Origin of the sequence: Lacimicrobium alkaliphilum (assembly GCF_002591895.1) — a bacterium.
Classification (GTDB): domain Bacteria; phylum Pseudomonadota; class Gammaproteobacteria; order Enterobacterales; family Alteromonadaceae; genus Lacimicrobium; species Lacimicrobium alkaliphilum.
This window is the reverse complement of the sequence record NZ_NISX01000009.1, coordinates 42,982-64,565: the sequence shown is the minus strand read 5'-3', so window position 1 is coordinate 64,565 and position 21,584 is coordinate 42,982. Positions and strand designations below refer to the sequence as shown.

At 49.6% G+C, this 21,584-nt stretch carries 16 protein-coding genes and 2 tRNA genes; 12 read left to right on the top strand and 6 right to left on the bottom strand.

Annotation, left to right across the window (positions count from 1 at the left end; all coding sequences use genetic code 11):
* Window positions 1-3: 3 nt before the first annotated feature.
* The 5 genes from alaS (at window position 4) to CDA54_RS10140 (ending at window position 5,265) form a co-directional block, all read left to right on the top strand.
* On the top strand, window positions 4-2,601 hold the full coding sequence (gene alaS / locus CDA54_RS10160; protein ID WP_099034897.1) for an alanine--tRNA ligase: 2,598 nt from the start codon (window positions 4-6) through the stop codon (window positions 2,599-2,601).
* A gap of 140 nt (window positions 2,602-2,741) precedes the next feature.
* The gene (csrA, locus tag CDA54_RS10155; protein ID WP_099034896.1) at window positions 2,742-2,954 is read left to right on the top strand and encodes a carbon storage regulator CsrA; all 213 of its coding nucleotides are present in this window, start codon (window positions 2,742-2,744) and stop codon (window positions 2,952-2,954) included.
* Window positions 2,955-3,157: 203 nt separating this feature from the next.
* Window positions 3,158-3,250, top strand: a tRNA-Ser gene (locus tag CDA54_RS10150).
* Between the two features lie 53 nt (window positions 3,251-3,303).
* Window positions 3,304-3,380, top strand: a tRNA-Arg gene (locus CDA54_RS10145).
* A 937-nt stretch (window positions 3,381-4,317) separates the two neighbouring features.
* Entirely contained in the window at window positions 4,318-5,265 is a 948-nt protein-coding gene (locus CDA54_RS10140; RefSeq protein WP_099034895.1) for a class I SAM-dependent methyltransferase, read from the top strand.
* A gap of 22 nt (window positions 5,266-5,287) precedes the next feature.
* On the opposite strand, the gene CDA54_RS10135 is transcribed toward CDA54_RS10140, so the two are convergent.
* Window positions 5,288-5,923 carry an HvfX family Cu-binding RiPP maturation protein gene (locus CDA54_RS10135; RefSeq protein WP_099034894.1) on the bottom strand — a complete coding sequence of 212 codons (636 nt, stop codon included), beginning with the start codon at window positions 5,921-5,923 and terminating at the stop codon, window positions 5,288-5,290.
* Between the two features lie 130 nt (window positions 5,924-6,053).
* Between CDA54_RS10135 and CDA54_RS10130 the strand changes: the two genes are divergently transcribed.
* Complete coding sequence (locus tag CDA54_RS10130; RefSeq protein ID WP_099034893.1) at window positions 6,054-8,333, top strand: putative bifunctional diguanylate cyclase/phosphodiesterase; 2,280 nt, start codon at window positions 6,054-6,056, stop codon at window positions 8,331-8,333.
* A gap of 153 nt (window positions 8,334-8,486) precedes the next feature.
* Window positions 8,487-10,148: a bifunctional lysophospholipid acyltransferase family protein/GNAT family N-acetyltransferase gene (locus CDA54_RS10125; protein ID WP_180237185.1), complete on the top strand. Its 1,662-nt coding sequence runs from the start codon at window positions 8,487-8,489 to the stop codon at window positions 10,146-10,148.
* Here CDA54_RS10125 and CDA54_RS10120 read toward each other — a convergent pair.
* The 3 genes from CDA54_RS10120 to CDA54_RS10110 form a co-directional block, all read right to left on the bottom strand.
* Entirely contained in the window at window positions 10,142-10,675 is a 534-nt protein-coding gene (locus CDA54_RS10120) for a DinB family protein (protein ID WP_099034891.1), read from the bottom strand. The two genes, CDA54_RS10125 and CDA54_RS10120, sit on opposite strands and share 7 nt — an antisense overlap.
* Window positions 10,676-10,738: 63 nt before the next feature.
* Window positions 10,739-11,278: a carboxymuconolactone decarboxylase family protein gene (locus CDA54_RS10115; RefSeq protein ID WP_099034890.1), complete on the bottom strand. Its 540-nt coding sequence runs from the start codon at window positions 11,276-11,278 to the stop codon at window positions 10,739-10,741.
* Window positions 11,279-11,291: 13 nt separating this feature from the next.
* Window positions 11,292-11,525 (bottom strand): hypothetical protein, encoded by a 234-nt coding sequence (locus CDA54_RS10110; RefSeq protein ID WP_099034889.1) that lies wholly within the window; start codon window positions 11,523-11,525, stop codon window positions 11,292-11,294.
* Between the two features lie 251 nt (window positions 11,526-11,776).
* On the opposite strand from CDA54_RS10110, the gene CDA54_RS10105 reads away from it, so the two are divergent.
* The 4 genes from CDA54_RS10105 (at window position 11,777) to CDA54_RS10090 (ending at window position 18,101) form a co-directional block, all read left to right on the top strand.
* The gene (locus CDA54_RS10105; RefSeq protein WP_099034888.1) at window positions 11,777-12,025 is read left to right on the top strand and encodes an OadG family protein; all 249 of its coding nucleotides are present in this window, start codon (window positions 11,777-11,779) and stop codon (window positions 12,023-12,025) included.
* A 12-nt stretch (window positions 12,026-12,037) separates the two neighbouring features.
* The gene (gene oadA / locus CDA54_RS10100; RefSeq protein WP_099034887.1) at window positions 12,038-13,819 is read left to right on the top strand and encodes a sodium-extruding oxaloacetate decarboxylase subunit alpha; all 1,782 of its coding nucleotides are present in this window, start codon (window positions 12,038-12,040) and stop codon (window positions 13,817-13,819) included.
* An 8-nt stretch (window positions 13,820-13,827) separates the two neighbouring features.
* Window positions 13,828-14,958 carry a sodium ion-translocating decarboxylase subunit beta gene (locus tag CDA54_RS10095; protein WP_099034886.1) on the top strand — a complete coding sequence of 377 codons (1,131 nt, stop codon included), beginning with the start codon at window positions 13,828-13,830 and terminating at the stop codon, window positions 14,956-14,958.
* Between the two features lie 284 nt (window positions 14,959-15,242).
* Window positions 15,243-18,101: a M16 family metallopeptidase gene (locus CDA54_RS10090; protein WP_099034885.1), complete on the top strand. Its 2,859-nt coding sequence runs from the start codon at window positions 15,243-15,245 to the stop codon at window positions 18,099-18,101.
* 174 nt (window positions 18,102-18,275) lie between these two features.
* Here the strand turns inward: CDA54_RS10090 and CDA54_RS19585 are convergent, their stop codons facing one another.
* On the bottom strand, window positions 18,276-18,449 hold the full coding sequence (locus tag CDA54_RS19585; protein ID WP_180237184.1) for a hypothetical protein: 174 nt from the start codon (window positions 18,447-18,449) through the stop codon (window positions 18,276-18,278).
* A gap of 245 nt (window positions 18,450-18,694) precedes the next feature.
* On the opposite strand from CDA54_RS19585, the gene dapE reads away from it, so the two are divergent.
* Window positions 18,695-19,798, top strand: a complete 1,104-nt coding sequence (gene dapE / locus CDA54_RS10085; RefSeq protein ID WP_229748122.1) for a succinyl-diaminopimelate desuccinylase — start codon at window positions 18,695-18,697, stop codon at window positions 19,796-19,798.
* On the opposite strand, the gene olsF is transcribed toward dapE, so the two are convergent.
* Window positions 19,775-21,499 carry a bifunctional ornithine lipid synthase OlsF gene (olsF, locus tag CDA54_RS10080; RefSeq protein ID WP_099034884.1) on the bottom strand — a complete coding sequence of 575 codons (1,725 nt, stop codon included), beginning with the start codon at window positions 21,497-21,499 and terminating at the stop codon, window positions 19,775-19,777. The genes dapE and olsF overlap by 24 nt on opposite strands.
* Between the last annotated feature and the right edge of the window lie 85 nt (window positions 21,500-21,584).

Sequence of the window (21,584 nt, the reverse complement as noted above, 5' to 3'; positions counted from 1 at the left end):
TCAATGACTATTAGTACCGCTGAAATTCGAAGCAAATTTTTTAACTATTTTATTGGCCACGGACACCAACTGGTGCCCAGCAGTTCACTGGTGCCGGCAGATGATCCGACGCTGTTGTTTACCAATGCAGGGATGAATCAGTTCAAGGATCTGCTGCTGGGTGCAGAAAAACGCAGTTATAACCGGGCGGTATCTTCTCAGCGCTGCGTTCGGGCAGGCGGCAAGCACAACGATCTGGAAAATGTAGGATATACGGCGCGCCACCATACATTTTTTGAAATGCTGGGTAATTTCAGTTTTGGTGATTACTTCAAAAAGGAAGCGATTAATTTTGCCTGGAACTTTCTCACCAAAGAACTGAAGTTACCGGCACAGAAACTGCTGGTAACCATTTACGCAGAAGATGATGAAGCCTTTGACATCTGGTCACAACACATCGGTGTACCGGCGGAAAAAATCATCCGTATCAGCACGTCCGATAACTTCTGGTCGATGGGTGATACCGGGCCCTGTGGACCCTGCTCAGAGATATTTTATGATCACGGCGAGCATATCTGGGGTGGACCACCGGGCACGCCTGAAGAAGACGGTGACCGCTTTATCGAAATCTGGAATCTGGTGTTTATGCAGTATAACCGCCAGGCCGACGGTACGTTGCAACCCCTGCCTCAGCAATCCATCGATACCGGCATGGGGCTGGAGCGTATTTCTGCGATTATGCAGGATGTGCACAGCAACTATGAAATTGATCTGTTCCAGGCGCTGATTAAGGCGACGGCAGAGATCACCGGGGCCAGTGACCTTGAAGATAAGTCTTTGCGGGTAGTGGCTGATCACATTCGCTCCTGCAGCTTTTTGATTGCAGATGGCGTATTGCCCTCCAATGAAGGCCGCGGCTACGTGCTAAGGCGCATTATTCGTCGCGCAGTTCGACACGGCTATAAGCTCGGCGCAGGGGATGTATTCTTTTACAGGCTGGTGAGTGCGCTGATCGAACAGATGGGTGAGGCGTATCCCGAACTGAAAACACAGCAAAGCACCATAGAGCGTGTGTTGAAAGTTGAAGAGGAACAGTTTTCAAGAACGCTCGAGCGGGGCATGCAGATATTACATGAGGCCCTTGAAGAGCTTGGCGACAAAACGATTCCCGGCGACGTGGTGTTTAAACTCTATGATACTTATGGTTTCCCGGCCGATCTGACCAATGATGTGGCACGAGAGAAGGGTTTTGCTATTGATGAGGCCGGTTTCGATGCGGCCATGGCGCAGCAGCGAAAAAGAGCCCAGAAAGCCAGCAACTTCGGCGTGGATTACAATAGCCAGCTCAGCAGCGATAATACGTCTGAGTTTACCGGTTATGAACAGGACAGCGGCGAAGCCAGAGTTTTGGAGTTGTTTAGTACTGACAATAAAGTGCAGGAGCTGAAAAGCGGTGAGCAGGGCATGGTCATACTCGACAGCACGCCTTTTTATGCCGAGGCGGGTGGCCAGGTGGGCGATACCGGTTATCTCAGGTTTGCCGGTGGTGGTTTTACCATAACGGATACCATCAAACTGGGTAACGCCATTGCTCATAAAGGTACAGCGGAGGCCAGCCTGAAGGTTGGTGAACAGGTCAGCTTACAAATTGACGCGCAGCGTCGCCAGGCAATTAAGCTCAATCATAGTGCCACCCACTTATTACATGCTGCCCTTAAGAATGTTTTGGGAGAGCATGTAAACCAGAAAGGCTCTCTGGTAGAGCCGGAACGTTTACGTTTTGACTTTTCTCACTTTGAGCCGGTTACCTCTGAACAACTATGCGAAATAGAAGCGTTGGTCAATCAGCAGATCCGCCAGAATCATTCCCTGGCTACGAAACTGATGGGGTTGGAAGAGGCGAAGTCAGCAGGTGCTGAGGCCCTGTTTGGGGAAAAGTATGAGGATCAGGTCAGGGTTGTATCCATGGGCGATTTTTCTATGGAGCTGTGTGGCGGTACCCATGTCAGACAGACAGGGGATATCGGGCTGTTTCGTATCGTCAGTGAAGGGGGCATTGCATCAGGTGTACGCCGAATTGAGGCGGTGACAGGTGCTGAAGCCCTCAAATTTTCCCAGCAGCAGAGTCAAATGTTGAATGGGATGGCTGCTCAGGTGAAGAGTGATTGGCACAAGTTGCCAGAGCGTATTGGCCAACTTTTGGAACAGTCTAAAAGCCTTGAAAAAGAAGTTCAGCAGCTTAAACAGAAAATCGCCAGTCAGGCGGGATCCGATTTATTGTCTGATGCGTATGAAATAAATAATGTCAAAGTGCTGTCTGCTAAGTTAGAAGGGGTGGAGCCCAGGTCTCTGCGCGAATTAACTGACACCCTGAAAAACAAGATAGGCTCTGGCATTCTGGTTCTGGCGGTAGCGGGTGACAATAAAGTCAGTCTGATCGCCGGTGTTACCAATGATCTGACCCAAAAAGTAAAAGCGGGTGAATTGGTTAACTTTGTTGCCCAACAGGTTGGTGGTAAAGGTGGTGGCCGGGCGGATATGGCCCAGGCAGGCGGTAGCCAGCCGGAAAATCTCGACCAGGCACTGGCATCAGTATCGACATGGCTACAGGATAAGCTATAATCCGCCGCTAAATCCGAGGCCGGTTTTTGAGGTGACAACAAGAACAGGGCGGCCGCAGTGTTAAATGTTTGAGTTATCAAGCTTTTACGCTAGGTTTAAGTAGGGACATAAATTTGGACTAACGGAACAGGAGCAAGAGAATGCTTATATTGACCCGTCGTGTGGGCGAGACATTGATGATTGGTGACGAAGTCACCGTAACCGTCCTGGGTGTTAAAGGAAACCAGGTGCGTATTGGTGTGAACGCACCCAAAGAAGTATCTGTGCACAGAGAAGAGATTTATATGCGTATACAGGCAGAGAAAAATGCAGATTTTTCTCCTCAGGAAGATGAAGATTCCGAGCGCGACTGATATGCAGAGTGACATAAAAGGCCGGTAAAAACCGGCCTTTTTATTGCCTGTTATGGCGCTGTGATAACAGGGAATCGTCATAAAAAGACAGCATTTGTGTAAAATTTGACTGAATCGTTCGAAATGCCAACAACCGGCAGTGGTGGAGCTAAAAAAGGTTTGACTCCGACACAGCGAGTCATTAAACTTCCGCCCCACATTTAGGAGAGATGGCCGAGTGGCTGAAGGCGCTCCCCTGCTAAGGGAGTATAGGGTTTGTAGCCCTATCGAGGGTTCGAATCCCTCTCTCTCCGCCATTATTTTCCGGCTCGTCTGAAAGCGACCGGTTAAAGAATAAAACAGAGTTTCAGGACGCATAGCTCAGCTGGATAGAGTACTCGGCTACGAACCGAGCGGTCGGAGGTTCGAATCCTCCTGCGTCCGCCATATAAACGAAAAAAGCCCCGATGTAGTTTATCGGGGCTTTTTTCGTTTATGCGTGGCCCAATGGGGTGAGAATCTCCTCAGGTTCGACTAATTTGCCGGGAGCAAATTAGAACGCGCGCAGTTCAGCGCGGCCCGCAGGGCGAAGGGCAGGGACAGCCCGGAGTAATCCTCCTGCAAGCAAATTCAGCTTAGAAGCCGACGGCCATGCTTAGTTTGCATGGGCTTTTTCGTTTATGCGCGGCCTAATGGGATGAGAACCTCCTCGGGTTCGACCATTTTGTCAGGAACAAAATGGAACAGCCGAAGGCTGGCCCCGAAGGGGTGAAGGCGGAATCTTTAGGCGCCCAGCGCCGCCCGCCTGAACGCGAGGTCGTGGATGACCGAGCTGGGGGCCGATCATCAGGGATGTGTTTGCTCGATTGCCTGGCTGGACTTGAAGTCATAGGTTCTGGCCCGGAGTAATCCTCCTGCAGCAAATTCAGCTTCGAAGCCGACGCCCATGCGTAGTTTGCATGGGCTTTTTTTGTTCGCCTCATCCCTGAGGCTCACCCGCTTCGCGGGCCAGCTGAAGCTGTTCTGCAATACTTGGTGAACGCGCGAAACGCGGCCCGAAGGGGGAAGGCGGAATCTTCAGGCTCACCGCACCGCGCCACCCGCTTGAACGCGAGGTTGTGGATGACCGAGCTGGTGGCCGATCATCAGGGGTGTGTTTACTCCATTTCTTGATTGGGCTCAAAGCTAAAAGATATGAGCCAGGAGTAATCCTCTCCTGTCAGAGAAGACCTCAGTTAACCAACTAACTCATTGACCCGATTGGTTTAAACTATTTTCAAATGTGGAATCATAAACCGTTTTCTTTTACTCTGTCTCCCTTGTCAGCACAGCGATGAATAACAATGAATAACTGTGATCACAAAAACAAAAAGGCGTTATTGCCATGACGGATGCCAAAGGGTGGGACAGCTACTGGCAGTCTCAGCAAAACACTCAGGCTCTGGCCGTCCAGACCGGTTATACCGATCCTCTAGAGCAGCATTGGCAGGCTTTTTTCAATCGCGTCCTCTGCCAGTACACCTCTCCTGTATTACTGGAGTTAGCCTGCGGCAACGGTGCCGTTATCAATTCATTGCTTCGTGAATCTAAAGACTCCGTTAGTGTGGTGGGCCTTGACATTTCTGTTCATGGGATTGCTAGTTTGCTCCGCAACCATCCGCAATGCAGTGGCGTGGTTGCCAGTGCCAGTGCTTTACCTTTTCAGCAACAAGGTTTCGATATGGTGGTCAGTCAGTTCGGTGCTGAATATGCAGGTAGCGGGGCCCTGTTGCAGGCACTGCCTCTGCTCAAAGCACAGGGGATAATGGCTGCAGTGGTACATTTTCAGGGCAGCGATATTTATGAGGTCAGCGAGCATGCTTGTAAGGTACTTGGGGAACTCGAACAGCAGCAAATATTATCAGAAGCAAAAAAGGCGTTACTGACAGCTATCGGCTGTAAAGTCGGAAATATTTCCAGAGATGTGTTCCGTCAGGCGGATATGGCTTTTGCGCCAGTTGTGAAGTCTTTTGAGCGCATTATCAGAGCTTGCAGACATCATGATCTGGCGAATAAGCTTAAACGTCTGCACGGTGATATTGCCCGTATATATAAGTTCCCGGACAGGTATCAGCAACAAGAAGTTGCTCAGTGGTTTGATGGATTAGTTGAAAACTTTTCTGCTTACCACAGCAGAATGAATGCATTAGTTGATGCTGCTCTGAGCGAAGAACAACTGGCAGATCTAAAGCAAGAAATTACGGATTCAGACTGTAACGTCATGACCTGGCAGCCGTTGATAATGAATCAGTTTGATTTCGGCTGGCAGATGACCTGCCAGCGTATTGTGTGAGTTGGGTGTTTGTTGTCCGGTTTTATTGACCGCGTGTATTCAGCTGATTGCACAAGGTACGCTTGAGCCAGAAATCGACGCTGAGATAGCGTCCACCGCCCATAAACATCAGTGCCAGCAACATCACAAAATAGGTAACAGCAAACTCGATGCCGTTATTCAGTACCACAAATTTACCACTGGCGTTGAGCCACTCGTAGTTCCCGTACTCCTTTAAAATGCTGTTGGCGGCGTCCAGTTTTTCGGCAGATGCCATTACACTCTCATTCAGCAACAGAGTACCGTCGGCAAGCCAGCTGGATGTATCGGCAATGGCAGGCCAGCCATTTGACCAGTGCACCGAGAAAGTGGCCACCAGCATGGTTACCATCAACGGAATCGTTACCAGTCGGGTCATCAATCCCAGCAACAGCAGTATGCCGCCGAATAACTCTGCGGCTATGGCCAGGCTTGCCATCAGCGCCGGAAAGGGTAACCCCAGCCCCCAGTCGGGATTGCCAAACCAGGCTGCGGTATCCGCAAAGCTGCTGTATTTATTCCAGCCCGCCTGAATCATGACTGGCGCCAGATAGAGTCTTATTAACAGTGACGGAATACCATTAAATTGCTGAAGTTTATCCAGTGTTCTGAGGTAGAGTTTAGCGAGTGCTGATAGCATTATTTTTCTCCGCAAGCTTGTTTAGGTACCAGACACGATAATCAGAGAATTTCTTTCAGTTTCAGAAAAATGAAAGGACTTCATATCAATCCGGGTCAAATAAACTAGTAAGGGACCAGGGCCAGAAATAATGCAGACTAAAAACAAACAGTTGATGCGCAAAGCACGGCTGGTATATCTGATGATTATTATAGTGGGAGTCATTCTTAGTCTGTTGGTCTACAGCACCGCATCTTCTGTACAGAAAACTTCCGCAGAACTGGTGGAAAGACGCTTACCGGATTTGGTTGAATTACGTGATATCGCATTGCTGGTGAGTGAGCAGGAGCGGCTATTATATGAATATTACGCCACCACCGATGAACTGCTGTATCAGCAGGCACACCGTTATCAGTTTAAAGAGCTGAAACAACGATTGTCGGCTTTTATTGCTACTATGGATGCAGATATGCCCCGTTCCCCACTGATGTCAGAGCTTAACAGCATCGAGCGGCTAAGTGAGGCATTGTATGCGAACCTTTCAACGCCACCTGCTGACTGGGATCTCTCCAGAGAGCAACTCTATCAGCTCAGTGAGCTGAGACGGGAAATGTTGCCGCAATTAAACCAGTTGCAACAACATATTAATCAGAAAGTCGAACTGGGGTATCAGACCACCACAAAGCAGCTTAAGAGCACAGTCTGGACCGTCATACTGTTCAGTCTGGGGATGGCCATATTCAGTTTCTTTCTGGGGCGATATGCCCGCAACTATATCCGCCTCAGTACCGACAATGAACGCCTGGCTATGTTTCCCCGTCGCAATCCTAATCCGGTGCTCAGTCTCGATGGTGAGGGGCAGATTGAGTATTTCAATCCGGCCGCCCAACGTCTTCTCGGTTATCTTGGGTTGTCAGTTGAACAACCTTCTGCCTTGTTGCCGGAATCTGTGTCCGCGGCTTTTGCGGGTATCCGGGGCACGGGCCATCATGTCCGACGGGTGCAGGATAAAATTGGCCAGACATTTTTAAACTATGAAGTGCACTGGCTTAAGGATCTGGATGCCTTCGATATTCACATTCAGGATGTGACAGAGCAGGAACTGGCCAAACAAAAGCTCGAATTTAAGGCCTACCACAGTGAGCTGTCCGGTCTTGGTAACAGGGCTTTGTTGGTCAATGATGCAGATGGCTGGATACAGGATAATGTTCCCTTTTCCCTGGTGTTGCTGGACCTGCCCCATCATAGTCAGGTGGTCGGTAATTATGGACTGAGCAGCGCCATGGATATTGTCGCAGCAGTAGCAGACTATCTGCATCAGCAGTTCAGACAGCTACAGCAAAGCCTGCACCTCAGATCGGGTACCCGGCTGTATCATATTGCCGATGCCAGTTTTGCTATTATCAGTCCGCATCTTAATGAAACGGATGCATTTAAGGCACTGTGTGAGCAGCTTGTGGCGTCTTTTTCTCAACCCCTACCCACTTCCCTTGGTAAGATGCTAATAGGCATCAGTCTGGGTGTAACAGAGTATCCACGCTTCAGCCGCGACCTTGAGGAAATGCTGCTGCACGCCAAGATTGCCACCGACAATGCCAGAAGCAAAGACTCAGGCCTGTATTATTTTGATTTGCAGGAAGGCGCGAAACACAGTCGCAGGCTTTCGGTTACCCACCGACTGGAACAGGCCATTGAGGCCGAAGAATTGTCACTTTTTTACCAGCCGAAGCTGAATCTGCTGGCAAACCATGCCACAGGTTGCGAATCTCTGGCCCGCTGGTTTAGTGATGACGAAGTAATATCTCCGGGAGAGTTTATTCCCTTGGCAGAGCAAAGTGGGCTGATTCTGCCGCTGGGTAGTTGGATTCTGCAAACTGCCTGCGCCCAGGCCCTGGCGTTTCAGCAACAGGGTATCAGCATGAAGATGGCGGTAAATATTTCTGCCCGTCAGTTTACCCAGCCGGGATTTTCACAGCAGGTGCAGGATGTGCTGGATGCCAAAGGTCTGGCCCCACAGAGCCTGGAGCTGGAGATCACCGAAAGTATGATCATGGAAAATGAAGCTTTTGGCATCAAGGTGTTGCATCAGTTAAAAGAGATAGGGGTGAGTCTGGCTATTGACGATTTTGGTACCGGGTATTCCTCACTGGCCTATCTTAAGCAGTTTCCGGTCAACAAGCTTAAGATTGATCAGTCCTTTGTCAGGCGGATGCACCAGGACAGCGTCGACCAGGCGATTGTTTTAAGCCTGTGCCAGTTGTCGCGCAATCTGCGGATGGAAGTGGTTGCCGAGGGGGTGGAGGAGCTTGAGCAACTGGATCTGCTGCGAACCTATCAATGCGATGAAATTCAGGGTTACTGGTACAGCAAGCCGCTGTCATCGGCAGATTTCAGTGACTTTATGTTGTCCAGACAGCAGGCTGTGAATTAACAGATAAGTTGAAGCACGATGAAATTACTTTCCAAAAAAAATGAAACTCATCTTAATCCGAGTCGAAGTAACGGTCCTGAAGCACCGCAGCCCGGCCCTGAACAGAAATTAAGCTGCCGTCAACTGATACCACCAGGGCATTGGTTAAGGCCTTTGAGTCCAATATTAGACAGGTGTCTGGGCATCAGCGCTATGCAGCGTATTTATCATCAGCAGGGGTTTTCCGGGCTGAACAGCCAGGCATTTTGCCAGAAGTATATTGATTACTTTCGGCTCAGTATCAGTGGTGCAAATGTCACAATGTATATACCTGTCAGCGGGCCGGTGCTGATTGTGGCCAATCACCCCCTGGGTGGCATGGAAGGGGTTGTATTACTCAATATGCTGCGTAAGGTCAGGCCGGATATTAAAATTCTGGCCAACCGGGCGCTGGGATTACTTGAACCCCTTGCCCCTCATTTTATTTATACCAATCCGTTGAAGACTAATGACAAGGGTAATCAGGCCTCAGTACGTGCCTGCCATACTCAGTTAGAAAATGGCGGTGCGCTGCTGATATTTCCGGCGGGCAGGGTGAGTTACTCTGTTAATGCCCGCAGTCCGGTTACGGATCATCCCTGGAATAAGCTTGTGGGCAGCCTGGGCAGCCGCTTTAACTGCCCGGTGGTGCCGGTGTATATCAGCGGTCAGAATCGCCGCTGGTTTTACCGTCTTGGTCATATCTGGAAGAGCATGCGCATGCTGATGCTGATAAGGGAAATGCTGGCAAGTAAAGACCGCCGTATTCATCTTGCTGTTGGCCAGCCAGTGAACAGGCAGGTGACCCGGGAGCCGGCCCATTTAACCCGTTTGTTTCGCCTGTTAACTTACCTTCAGAATCCTGGCTGTCAGACGAGATGGGGTGATAACAATGTGGTGCCGATGATGCCTCTGGCCAAGCCTGTTTCGGGCCGAATTCTGGCTGATGAGCTGATGGAGGTGCCGGGCAATCAGAAGCTGCTGAGTTATAAGAATCTTGCGGTGTATTACCTAAACTATGATCAGGCCCCTTTGATTGTTGAAGAGATCCGTCGTCTAAGAGAGCTGCAGTTCAGAGAGTACAAAGAGGGCAGCGGCAAAGACAAGGATGGCGATCAATTTGATCACAGCTATACCCATCTGGTGCTCTTTGATACCGATACCTTGGAAGTCGCTGGTGCGTATCGCATGGGGCGCACAGATCAGTTGCTTGAAGGTGGGGATATTACTCAGTTGTATTTGTCCAGGATGTTTGATTTCGGCCCGGGGTTTGTCAACCGGCATCAGCCTTGTCTGGAAATGGGCCGTTCTTTTCTTATAGGCAAACATCAGCGCAGCTTTCACGGCTTGTTGTTACTGTTTAAGGGCATTGGTGCCTTTTTGCAGCAATTTAAGCACTACCGGACCCTATACGGCACGGTTTCATTAAGTAAAATTTACACGCCGCTCAGTGTATACCTGATACAGCGCTTTGTGGTCTGTGAAAAGGATAATGTCAGGGCCTTAAAATCCTTTGATTACCCTGTTATACCGGAGCTTGAAGCCTACCTTAAGGATTATGCCAGAGATATCGATGTGCTTGACTGGCTGATAAAGCATATAGAACCGGATGGTAAAGGCTTGCCGGTACTGGTGCGTCAATATCACCAGCTCGGCGCCAGATTTCATGGCCTGGGGATGGATCCCAATTTCGCGGGCACACCGGGGCTGCTGCTCAGTGTCGATGTGGCAAAGGCGCCGGAAAAGTTACTCCGGCTCTATCTGGGGAATAGTTATCAGGCCTGGCTTAATTACTGATTTAGCCTACGTTCAAAGCTGGCGGTGGCCGGTGCCAGGCCGAAATCAGAAGGCTGGCTTTGGTTATCCGTGAGCTGTTTTATCAACGCATAGTGATGAATGGCATGACTACAGGCAAACATCAGCTCCCGGCCAACAGTGCTTTGCACAGATACCTGACAGCATTTACCAATACCGATATCTGACGTTACTATAACTGGCTGGTCTAAGATGGCGTCATCCAGTTCTGTCAGCCAGTGTTGCAGGCTCTGCAATTGCTGTATTGCCAGTGCTCTGTTTCTTTCTGTTTTACTGCCTCTGTGGCGCTGATCATAATTTACCACTTTGTTCGCCATGGCGGTTTTTATAGCCAGAAAATGATCAATGATATGCCGGAAATGCCTGCCCACAGGGCTCCATCCGGGAGTCTTAGGGGTTAGATACCCCTGGTCAGAAAGGGTGATGAGAAAGTCAATGCCCTGTTCCAGGGTCTTATTGTAGTGCTGCTTCACTGGCATATCCTGTATAAGGGCAAGGTGGATACTCATATCTGTTCCGGGTCTTAAGCGTGTTGGCTATAAGCCCGGATTATCTATATGGATTGATATTACTCAGGAAAATTTATCAAAGGCTTTATCCAATGGCGTTGCAGCAAGATGATTAATATAGTTGCTCAGGGTTTTCTGGCTGATACCCAATACTACTTCCATTAACTGTGCCTGATTAAATCCTGCGTCATAAAAAGCTATGGTCTGTTTCTCATTCAGCCTGCCACGCTCATTAAGTAATGCTTTCACTGTTGTGCGCAGTACTTCGAGTTTGTTGTTCTGTAGTTTAGTGTCATTTCTCAATGCATCAATAATATCCTGATCAATTTTCATTGAATGAGCGATAGCAGTATGGGCTGGTACGCAATAATGACAATCATTAGTGATATTAATGGTTTGCCAGACCACGGTCTGCTCTTCATCGCTGAGACCGGACTGAGTAAAGAGCTGATTGAGCGTCTGGTAAGCCTCAAGTACAGCCGGTGAGCCAGCCATCACGGCAAATAGGTTGGGCACCATGCCCATCGATTTTTCTGCGTCTTCAAGCATTTTTTTGCTATCTTCAGGGGCCGAATTTTTATCATAGAGGGGAAATTTGCTCATGGATTCTCCTTAGTTAAATTCTGAACAGATTGCTGAACCAGTTACCGGTATTTCTCTGCTTCGCTTTATTTTTATGTTTAGCCTGCCAGCGGGATTGTGTTTCCAGTCTCTGGCGCCGACGTTCGTCGGCCCGATTTGCAGTTTGTGCAAAGCGCTTTCTCTGCTCCGGGCTCATCTCCTCCAGTACTCCCCTGATAATTTGTTTAGGGGCTCTGGCTGTCATACTGCTTTTAGGTGAACTACACATATCGATTCCGGGTTTTGCTGATGATCAATTTTGCTATTAACCTAAACAGACCGTTTGTGACGGAAAAACTTTCAATATTTGTCTGTTGCCACTAAAGCATATAAGTCGTATCTATTTGCTGTTTAAAACATAAATATTCGTTTTCTATGAATAAAAAGTAATTTGTTATCCTTTTTTGGCAGCAGGCTTATATTGTTTTTTTCAGATCGCCATGTTACTTATCTGGTCTTTCATTCAATTGGGCGAGAGCAATGACACCAGAGTTAGTTTCACAATTGCAGGATGCCGGCTTGCTGCTTTTGGTTGGCATGGTCGTGGTTTTTATCTTCCTTGTCCTGTTGATCGGCGCTGTGCATCTGATCAGCCTTTTCTGCCGGAAATTCCCGGGAGCGGCGACTGCGGCTACCGAAGCGCGTTTTCCTGTCGCCCGCAAAGGGCCATCGCCGGCACTCGCAGCAGCCATTACCACTGCAGTTCATCAGTATCGTAAACAACCTTAACTCGGAGATCCCATGTCCAATCCACTAGCTATTACCGAACTTGTACTCAGGGACGGTCATCAGTCTCTGCTGGCCACACGTATGCGCCTCGACGATATGCTACCCATTGCAGAAAAGCTTGATGCCATTGGTTATTGGTCTCTGGAAACATGGGGCGGGGCAACATTCGATGCCTGTATCCGTTATCTTGGTGAAGACCCATGGGACAGAATTCGTGAGCTTAAAACAGCTATGCCTAATACCAAACAGCAGATGCTGTTACGGGGGCAGAACCTGTTGGGTTATCGTCACTATGCTGACGATGTAGTGCGCAAGTTTGTTGAGCGTGCTCACAGCAACGGTGTAGACGTGTTCCGCATTTTTGATGCGATGAACGATGTGCGCAATTTGCAAACTGCTATCAAGTCAGCCATTGAAGTGGGGGCCCATGCTCAGGGTACGATTTCCTATACGGTCAGCCCGGTACATTCACTGGATGTATGGATTAATATGGCCCGGCAGCTGGAGGATATGGGGGTTCACTCCATCTGTATCAAAGATATGGCGGGTCTGCTTAAGCCTTATGAGTGCGAGGCGTTAATTACTCAGCTCAAAGAGGCCGTGGCGGTGCCTATTGCCATGCAATGCCATGCTACTACCGGGTTAAGTACAGCCACCTATCAAAAAGCCATTGATGCCGGTATCGATATGCTGGATACCTCGATTTCTTCTATGAGTATGACTTACGGCCATTCGGCAACAGAAACCATCGTGTCTATGGTGGAGGGAACAGAAAGAGATACCGGGCTGGATCTGATCAAACTGGAAGAAATTGCAGCTTATTTTCGCGAAGTGCGGAAAAAATATGCCAAATTTGAAGGCAGCCTGAAAGGTGTTGATTCGCGCATTCTTATTGCTCAGGTGCCGGGTGGCATGCTGACCAATATGGAAAATCAGCTGCGTGAGCAGGGTGCCGAAGACAAAATGGATGAGGTACTGAAGGAAATCCCGTCAGTGCGCGAAGATCTCGGCTTTATTCCGCTGGTGACCCCTACTTCTCAGATTGTCGGCAGTCAGGCGGTTTTGAATGTACTGACCGGGGAGCGTTACAAGAGTATTACTAAAGAAACGGCGGCGGTACTCAAAGGCGAATATGGCGCCACCGCAGCTCCGGTGAATAAAGAACTGCAAAGCCGGGTACTCGAAGGTGGCGAGCCCATTACATGTCGTCCGGCAGATTTAATTGATGATGAAATGGACAAGCTCAGTAAAGAGCTTAAAGATATTTCAAAAGAAGAAAATATCAGGCTGGCCGATGAGGTAGTGGATGACGTTTTGACTTATGCACTGTTCCCGCAAATTGGCCTGAAGTTTTTACAAAACCGGGGTAACCCGGACGCCTTTGAACCGGCTCCTGGCGCACAGAGCCAGCCATCAGGTCAGTCCTCGGGCGGCACACCACAAAAAGGCCCTGCCACGTATTCAGTGCGCGTAGATGGCAAGGTGTTTAGCGTAGAAGTGGCTGAAAGTGGTGAACTGACCGATATTTCAGAGGCGCCACAGGCCGATAAACAACAACCACAAAAAACCAGCGTTGATGGTACAGAAACCCTTAATGCGCCGCTGGCAGGCAATATCTTTAAATTGCTGGCTAAGCCTGGTGAAGAGGTGAGCAAAGGCGATGTGGTGCTGATCATGGAAGCCATGAAAATGGAAACAGAAGTGCGTGCTGCTCACGATGGGGTCGTGGCAGAAGTTCTGGTCGGCGAAGGGGACGCGGTGCAATCCGGCCAGCCCCTGATGACGTTGGGGTAATTACAGTAATGGAGAAGTTGCAGATGCTCTGGCAGTCCACTTCACTGGCAAATTTTGAAGTGGGCCAATTGGTGATGATGGTGGTGGGAATGCTGTTGCTGTATCTGGCCATCGTCAGAAAATTCGAGCCTTTATTGTTGTTGCCTATAGGCTTCGGTGCGTTGCTGGCGAATATTCCTCTTGCGGGTTTTAACGAGCCCGGTGGCATGCTCTATTATATTTACGCCGTGGGGATCGATACGGGAGTCTTTCCTTTACTGATTTTTATGGGAGTGGGGGCAATGACAGACTTCGGCGCGTTGATTGCCAACCCCCGTATGCTGTTGCTCGGTGCCGCGGCGCAGTTTGGTATTTTTGCTACCTTGTTTGGTGCCATTTTACTCAACGCCATACCCGGGTTTGAGTTTACCCTCAAAGAGGCATCCGCCATTGCTATCATTGGGGGCGCCGACGGACCGACAGCTATTTTCCTGGCGTCTAAACTGGCGCCAGAATTATTAGGGGCCGTGGCGGTAGCAGCCTATTCCTACATGGCATTGGTACCGATTATTCAGCCACCGATTATGCGCGCGCTTACCACTCAGGCGGAAAGAGAAATTCGTATGGAGCAGCTGCGTACGGTGTCCAAAAAAGAGAAGGTCTTATTCCCGCTGGCAGTGTTATTGTTAACCATTATGGTTCTGCCTACGGCTACGCCGTTAGTGGGGATGTTTTGTCTGGGCAATCTGATGCGCGAATGCGGCGTGGTAGACAGGTTGAGTAAAACAGCACAAAACGAACTGATCAATATCGTGACGATCTTTCTGGGGCTGGCGGTGGGCTCCAAACTCTCTGCCGATAAATTTCTGAAGCTGGAAACTCTGGGGATCCTGCTGCTTGGTGCATTAGCGTTTGCAATTGGTACAGCAACCGGAGTGCTGATGGCCAAACTGATGAACCGTGTCAGTGGCGGCAAAGTGAACCCGCTGATTGGTGCGGCAGGCGTGTCGGCTGTGCCTATGGCGGCCCGTGTGGTGAATAAAGTGGGGCTTGATGCTAACCCCCATAACTTCCTGCTGATGCATGCTATGGGGCCTAACGTTGCCGGTGTGCTGGGCTCAGCGGTAGCCGCCGGTATTCTGTTAGCGCTGGTGGGATAACGAAGGGTACGACAAAAAGTCATCCAAACGATACCGACAATGCCAGCCCGCTTAGCGGGCTGGCTTTTTTTTTGGGCTGTTGTAACCAGACAAATAGCTGGCAGTGCGCCAATCTGATGTTTTAGGAGCTCAGACGTGTGCTGCTATCAGCTCATTATTGCAAGGTTTCTGCATGTTGAAGACCGACGCCTGTCTGGACAGGATTCGCCAGTCAGATTAAGGTAGCCATGACAGCAATGTCTGTCGGCAAACAGGAAAACATCATTACAACAAGGAATTACAATATGACCAATAAGTGGCTTTGGATAGCGCTACTCAGTCTCGGCCTGTCAGGCTGTCAGAATCCGCCATCGGACAGTTCGGCATCGGCAGTACAGCAACAGGAATCGTCCAGCCCCGACACCCTTTCACTCGATTATGAAAAATATCAGCTCGATAATGGCCTCACGGTGATACTGCATCAGGATAAGTCTGACCCTTTGGTAGCTGTATCGACGCTGGTGCATGTAGGTTCGAGTCGTGAAAAGCCCGGGCGCACCGGATTCGCTCATTTCTTTGAGCATATGGCCTTCAACGATTCAGAAAATGTACCACAGGGTGCGAATCGTAAGATGATTGAAGAGCTCGGCGGCTCCCGTAATGGCGGAACCTGGTCAGATGCGACCATCTATTACGAAGTAGTGCCTAAGGATGCCTTTGAGAAAGTCATGTGGATAGACTCAGACCGTCTTGGGTATATGATTAATACGGTGACCGAAGGTGCCCTTGAGCGCGAAAAACAGGTGGTTAAGAACGAAAAGCGGCAACGGGTTGATAACCGTCCCTATGGTCATACCGACCATGTTATCCGCAAAAACCTGTACCCAGAAGGTCATCCCTACAGCTGGACAGTGATCGGTGAACTGGATGATTTGCAGGCTGCCACGTTAAGCGATGTGAAGGAGTTCTACCAGCTTTTTTATGGTCCGGCTAACGCCACATTGGTGATTGCCGGAGATATTGATATCGAACAAACTAAAGCCATGGTTGAAACCTGGTTCGGTGAAATTAAAGCCTCTGAGCCGGTGCCTGATATGCAACCCATGCCAGTGCAACTTGACGGCACCAGGAGTCTGTATCATCTGGATAAGTTTGCCCGGGTGCCAGAGTTGCGTATGACCCTGCCCACGGTGGAAGATTACCACCCTGACAGCTACGCCTTAGCTATTCTTGGCGAGATATTGAGTCTTGGTAAGCGAGCCCCGTTATACAAGGCCATTGTGGAAGAGGGCAAACTCGCACCCGGTGTATCTTCTTCTCAGGACAGCAGTGAGCTGGCCGGCACCTTTACTATCCGCGTACGCGCCAATGCCGGTCAGGACCTGGATGCTGTTAAGCAAACAATCCATAAGGCCTTGCAACAGTTTGAGCAGCAAGGGTTCAGCGATAATGATCTGAAGCGCATTAAGGCGCGTCAGGAAACCAGCTTTTACCGCGGCATTGCCAGCAATCTGAACAAGGCGTTTCAGTTAGGCGTTTACGAAGAGTTTGCCGGTGATCCCGGCTTTGTGAGCGAAGATATTCGTCGTCTCAAGGCCGTCACCCGCGAAGATGTGATGCGGGTATACCAGCAGTATATTAAAGATAAGCCATATATTCTGACCAGTTTTGTACCACATAAGGAACCGGACTTAATCGTCGATGGTGCAATCGCTGCGCAGGTAAAAGAAGAGGCTATCGTTGAGGGCGCTGAGCAGGAATTTGACGCGGATAGTATTGCTGATTACAACAAGACACCGACCCTGCATGACCGTTCCGAGCCGCCTCTTGGTGAGCCGCCGGTGGTCACCATGCCCGAGATAAGCCGCGGTAAAATTGCTAACGGCATGACGCTCTACCATCTGCCCCACAATGAACTGCCAATTGTGGAGTTTATTCTGCGGATTGAAAGTGGTGCCATATTGGAGGCACAGGACAAACTGGGGCAAGTGAATTTGCTGGGCGAACTGATGAATGAGGGCACCGCGAACAGAACCCCCGAACAACTGGAAGATGCCATTGGCCTTCTGGGTGCCTCAATTTCCGTCAATGGCGGTTTTGAGTCGGTGATGATTACTGGCACGACTCTGGCGCGAAACTTTGAGTCCACGATGGATCTGGTCACCGAAATGCTGCTTGAGCCCCGTTTTGATGAAGCCGAATTTGAGCGACTCAAAGCCAGACGTGTTAATCTGATCCAGCAGAGCAAGGCTAATCCGTCCAGAGTGGCCAGCACTGCATTTTATCGACAGCTTTACGGCACCGAGCACCGTGTTGGCATGCCAACGGTCGGCACCATGGAAACCATTAGCGAGCTGACCCTGGAGGATATGAAAACGTTCTATCAGCAAAAGCTCAGCCCGCAGAATGCCTCTCTGCATGTGGTAGGTGATATCACAGAAGCACAAATTCGCCGTAGCATTAAACCATTGACACAGAGCTGGCAGGGTGAGCCAGTGGCAATCCCCGCTCTACCAGATGTGGAACCGATTGAGCAGGCTGAGGTGTTCTTTATTGATATCCCCGGGGCCAAGCAGTCTGTGATTATGGCGGGTAAACCCGCAATGAAAGGTCAGCACCCGGATTACTACCCCTTTTATGTTGCCCAGAACCGTCTGGGCGGAGGCTCAAGCGCGCGTTTATTTCAGACGCTGCGTATTGAAAAGGGCTATACCTATGGGGCTTACAGCGGTATATCCAGGCGAAATTATGTCGCTCCCTTTGTGGTGCAGTCTCAGGTGCGTGCTAACGTAACCCTGGAATCACTGCAGTTGTTTCGTGAGCTGATTGGTCAATACGATGAGACCTACACACAGGACGATTTGGATGACACCAGGAACCTGCTGTTAAAGGGTAATGCCTTACGTTTTGAAACCACCGGCGATTTGGTTCGGATGATGTTCGATATCGACCGACTGGATCTGCCACTGAATTTCCTGGAACAGGACCAGAAGGTGCTACAGGAAATGCCACTTGAACAGGTGCGAGCCACGTTTAAAAAGTACGGTGAAGAGCAGCAAATGCACTATATTGTGGTCGGCGACGCCGAAACTCAGTTGCCGAGAGTAAGAGAGTTCAGCAAACGTGAACCGATCTTGCTGGACCGTGATGGTAAGTTACTTTAGACACCGCGGAAAGATGGTCCAATCTGATGCCAGTCAGCCCAGCTGACTGGCATTTCTTTGCCATAAAGCTTGTAAAAGAGAGGGCGAATATCTGGCGGTCCTGCCTCTCCTGCCTCTCACATATCCGGGCTGGTCAGCTAAATACTACTGGCTGTGCTTCAGATTGTTATAGGTTTAAAGGTGAGTAAGCCATAGCATCAGGGCGTAAAAGGCGCCAATGACTGCCGAAAACAACAGGATATAGATAAAGCCCTGCTTGCCTTGCGCCAGGCTGTACCCCTGGTTACGCAGGTAGAGGTACCAGAGCAGGCAAAGTACAGCAGGAATTAGAAAAAGTAATCTTAGCAAAGCGATTCCTTTATTTTTAAAGCAATTACGTTAATGGAGAGTACTCCATTTAGTATAACCCTTTGATTCTATTTTATTCTTTAAGGTATTGCCATTGTCATCTATTTGTCTTGATTGTGCCATGTGCTTGTCACTTTGTGTTTATTAAATAGCAATACGGTCACATGCACGGTCAGTCAGCTATGGGTGCTCTCAACAATTCAGCTACAGCTCCATTTCTCTCTCTTGAATATAGTCAGAACCTGATGCGTCGCTGCTCAGTTACACCGGATGACATGGGATGTCAGCAGTGGCTGACTGAGAAGCTCAGTGCATTGGGTTTTTCATGCCGCTCAGTTCACCGTAACGGAGTCGATAATTTGATTGCCAGTTTTGGGCACGGTGATAAAACCCTGGCCTTTGCCGGGCATACCGATGTGGTACCGCCGGGTCCCCTGGAACAATGGCTTGAGGATCCATTTGCGGCCAATATCAGGGATGACAAGCTGATTGGACGCGGTGCTGCAGATATGAAAACCGGCATTGCGGCGATGCTTGCGGCAACGGAGCGATTTCTCGCCCGTGTCCCTGCTCCGTCATGTCGGTTAATGTGGATGATAACCAGCGACGAGGAGGGTGAAGCCGAATATGGTTCAAAGGTCATCAAAGCTGTGTTGGATGAACAGCAGGTGAAACTGGATTATTGTATTGTCGGCGAACCAACCGCCCGAATGTCTACGGGTGATACGATTAAAACAGGACGTCGCGGCGCGATTTCTGCCCGTCTCAGGGTATTTGGAAAACAGGGCCATGTGGCTTACCCTCAGTACGCGGATAATGCCATTCATAAAATGAACCGGGTTGTCAGTACACTTAACGCCCTGCAGTGGGATGAAGGAAGCGATGACTTTCCCGGAACAAGTCTACAGATAACACATATTAACTCAGGCGGTTTTACTGATAACATTGTACCTGCGCAGTGCGATATTTGCTTTAACCTCAGATACAGTCACCGATTTAATCAGACTGAACTGAAAACATTGATTGCCGATGCCGTTGCCACCCAAACTGATGACTTCGAGCTGGAGTGGGAGCGTCCGTGCGAGCCTTATTTTACTCATCCACAAAAAACAGACAGCCTGATTGGCCATGCTGAACAGGCTATCTATAAACATACCGGTGTTTTTCCGGTGCTTTCAACATCAGGTGGCACCTCAGATGGCCGTTTCTTTGCTGATGCCGATGCACAGGTTATTGAATTGGGAGTGCCTAATGCCAGTATTCATCAGGCCAACGAGTGGGTGCGACTCAAAGACCTGAGTTTACTGGAGAATATCTATACCAGCTTACTGGAGAATGTCGCAGGCTGAGTGCTGTGGCATATAGCGTTGGCGTTTTTTCTGTTTCAATCGTGTCAGATCTACCAGTACGAGACCATCGACACAGTCATTGAAATCAGGGTCAACACCGAAGCTGAGAAACTGCACGCCATCGGGCTCACAGATCTCTGTATATTGCTTGTACAGGGGCGGGACCGCTGCGCCCATATTGGCCAGCAGGTGTTTCAGTTTACTGAAGTCGCTTTTGTAATCATTACCAACAAACAGGTTCTGTAAATCTGCGGGCAGGGAGTAGGGACGGTTAGATACGGCAATGCCCTGTTCGCCGGCGAAGTAGAGTTGATAAAACTGCACCAGCAGATCTTTGGCAGGGCCCGGCAGGGCACCGCTGATACTGACTGAGCCAAACAGGTAGCGATAATGTGGGTGGCGGCTTAAAAAGGCACCGATGCCATACCACAGATAATCCAGGCTGCGCTTACCCCAGTACTTAGGCTGCACAAAACTGCGCCCCAGTTCCAGGCCCTGTTCAAAGTAGCGATCCATTTGCTTGTCATAGTCAAACAGACTGGCTGAGTAGAGCCCGGGACCCTCTTTGTCTGCCGAAAGTGCGCGGGCATCACCAAAACGATAGGCTCCAACGATTTCCAGATCTTCTTTATCCCACAATATCAGGTGATAGTAATAGCTGTCGTACTGGTCAATATCCCGGCGCTTATTGCTGCCTTCGCCAACCGCGCGGAACGCGACCTCGCGTAATCTGCCGATTTCCCGTAACACCGCTGAACTGCCCCGGTGCTGATACAAATAAATCTGTTTACCATCAGCAGTTTCACCCAACGACTCGCATTCCCTTTTTATGGCTTTGCTCAGTTCTCGTCGGTTTTCAGGCAAAGCAATCGCTTTTTGAGTAACAAATATGCCATCGCGGCCCTGACCTATTCGGTACAGGTGCTTTTTGAACAGCTTAACTTTCTGATTAGGTGCAATTTGCTGGCCCTGATACGCGTCAAAAGGAATCATTTCACCAATACGCATTGGCAGGTGCTTTTTGCGTTGTTTAAACATCTCAGCAACCAGAAACAGTGTCGCCATCGGCTTATACAACATTGAAATGCCATAAAATAAGGGAGAGTTTTTACCATCGATAAAGATTGGCAGAACCGGTGCTTTAGCCATTTTAGCGATGCGCAGAAAGCCGCGGTGCCAACGGGTGTCTCTGACACCTTGCGGGCGAAGCCGGGAAACTTCACCGGCCGGAAACATAATCAGCACGCCTTCCTCGGCCAGATGCTGCTGTATTTTCCCCAGATGCTCTCTTGGTGTTCCCCCGTGCATATTCTTGACCGGGATCAGCATATTGTGCAGGGGACCAACGGCCATCAGCATCTCGTTGGCAACAATTTTGACGTCACCGCGCACTTCACTGACCATTTTAATAAGAGCCAGCCCATCCAGAGTACCAATCGGATGGTTTGCTATTATCACCAGTTTGCCTTGTGTTGGGATGCGTTCTTTCTCACTGTCACGAACAGAGTAACTGAAATCAAAATATTCCAGCACCTGCTCGATAAATTCCAGCCCCTGCAGGTGAGGATAGTCGTGAGAAAAGTCCTGGAACTCCCTCTCGTGCAGCAGCCTGCGCAGCACGAAACGGGCAGAGCCAAAGAGCAGGGGGTTTTGAGTCAGTTTGGGGTAATGTTTTTGCAGAACGTCATCAACAGTAAACATGGCACTTCCGGACCTGCGGTATTTGTGCTCAGTGTAGAGCGCCAAAATGACGTTTTGATGAGGCTTTTATGGCGAAATTGTTGCA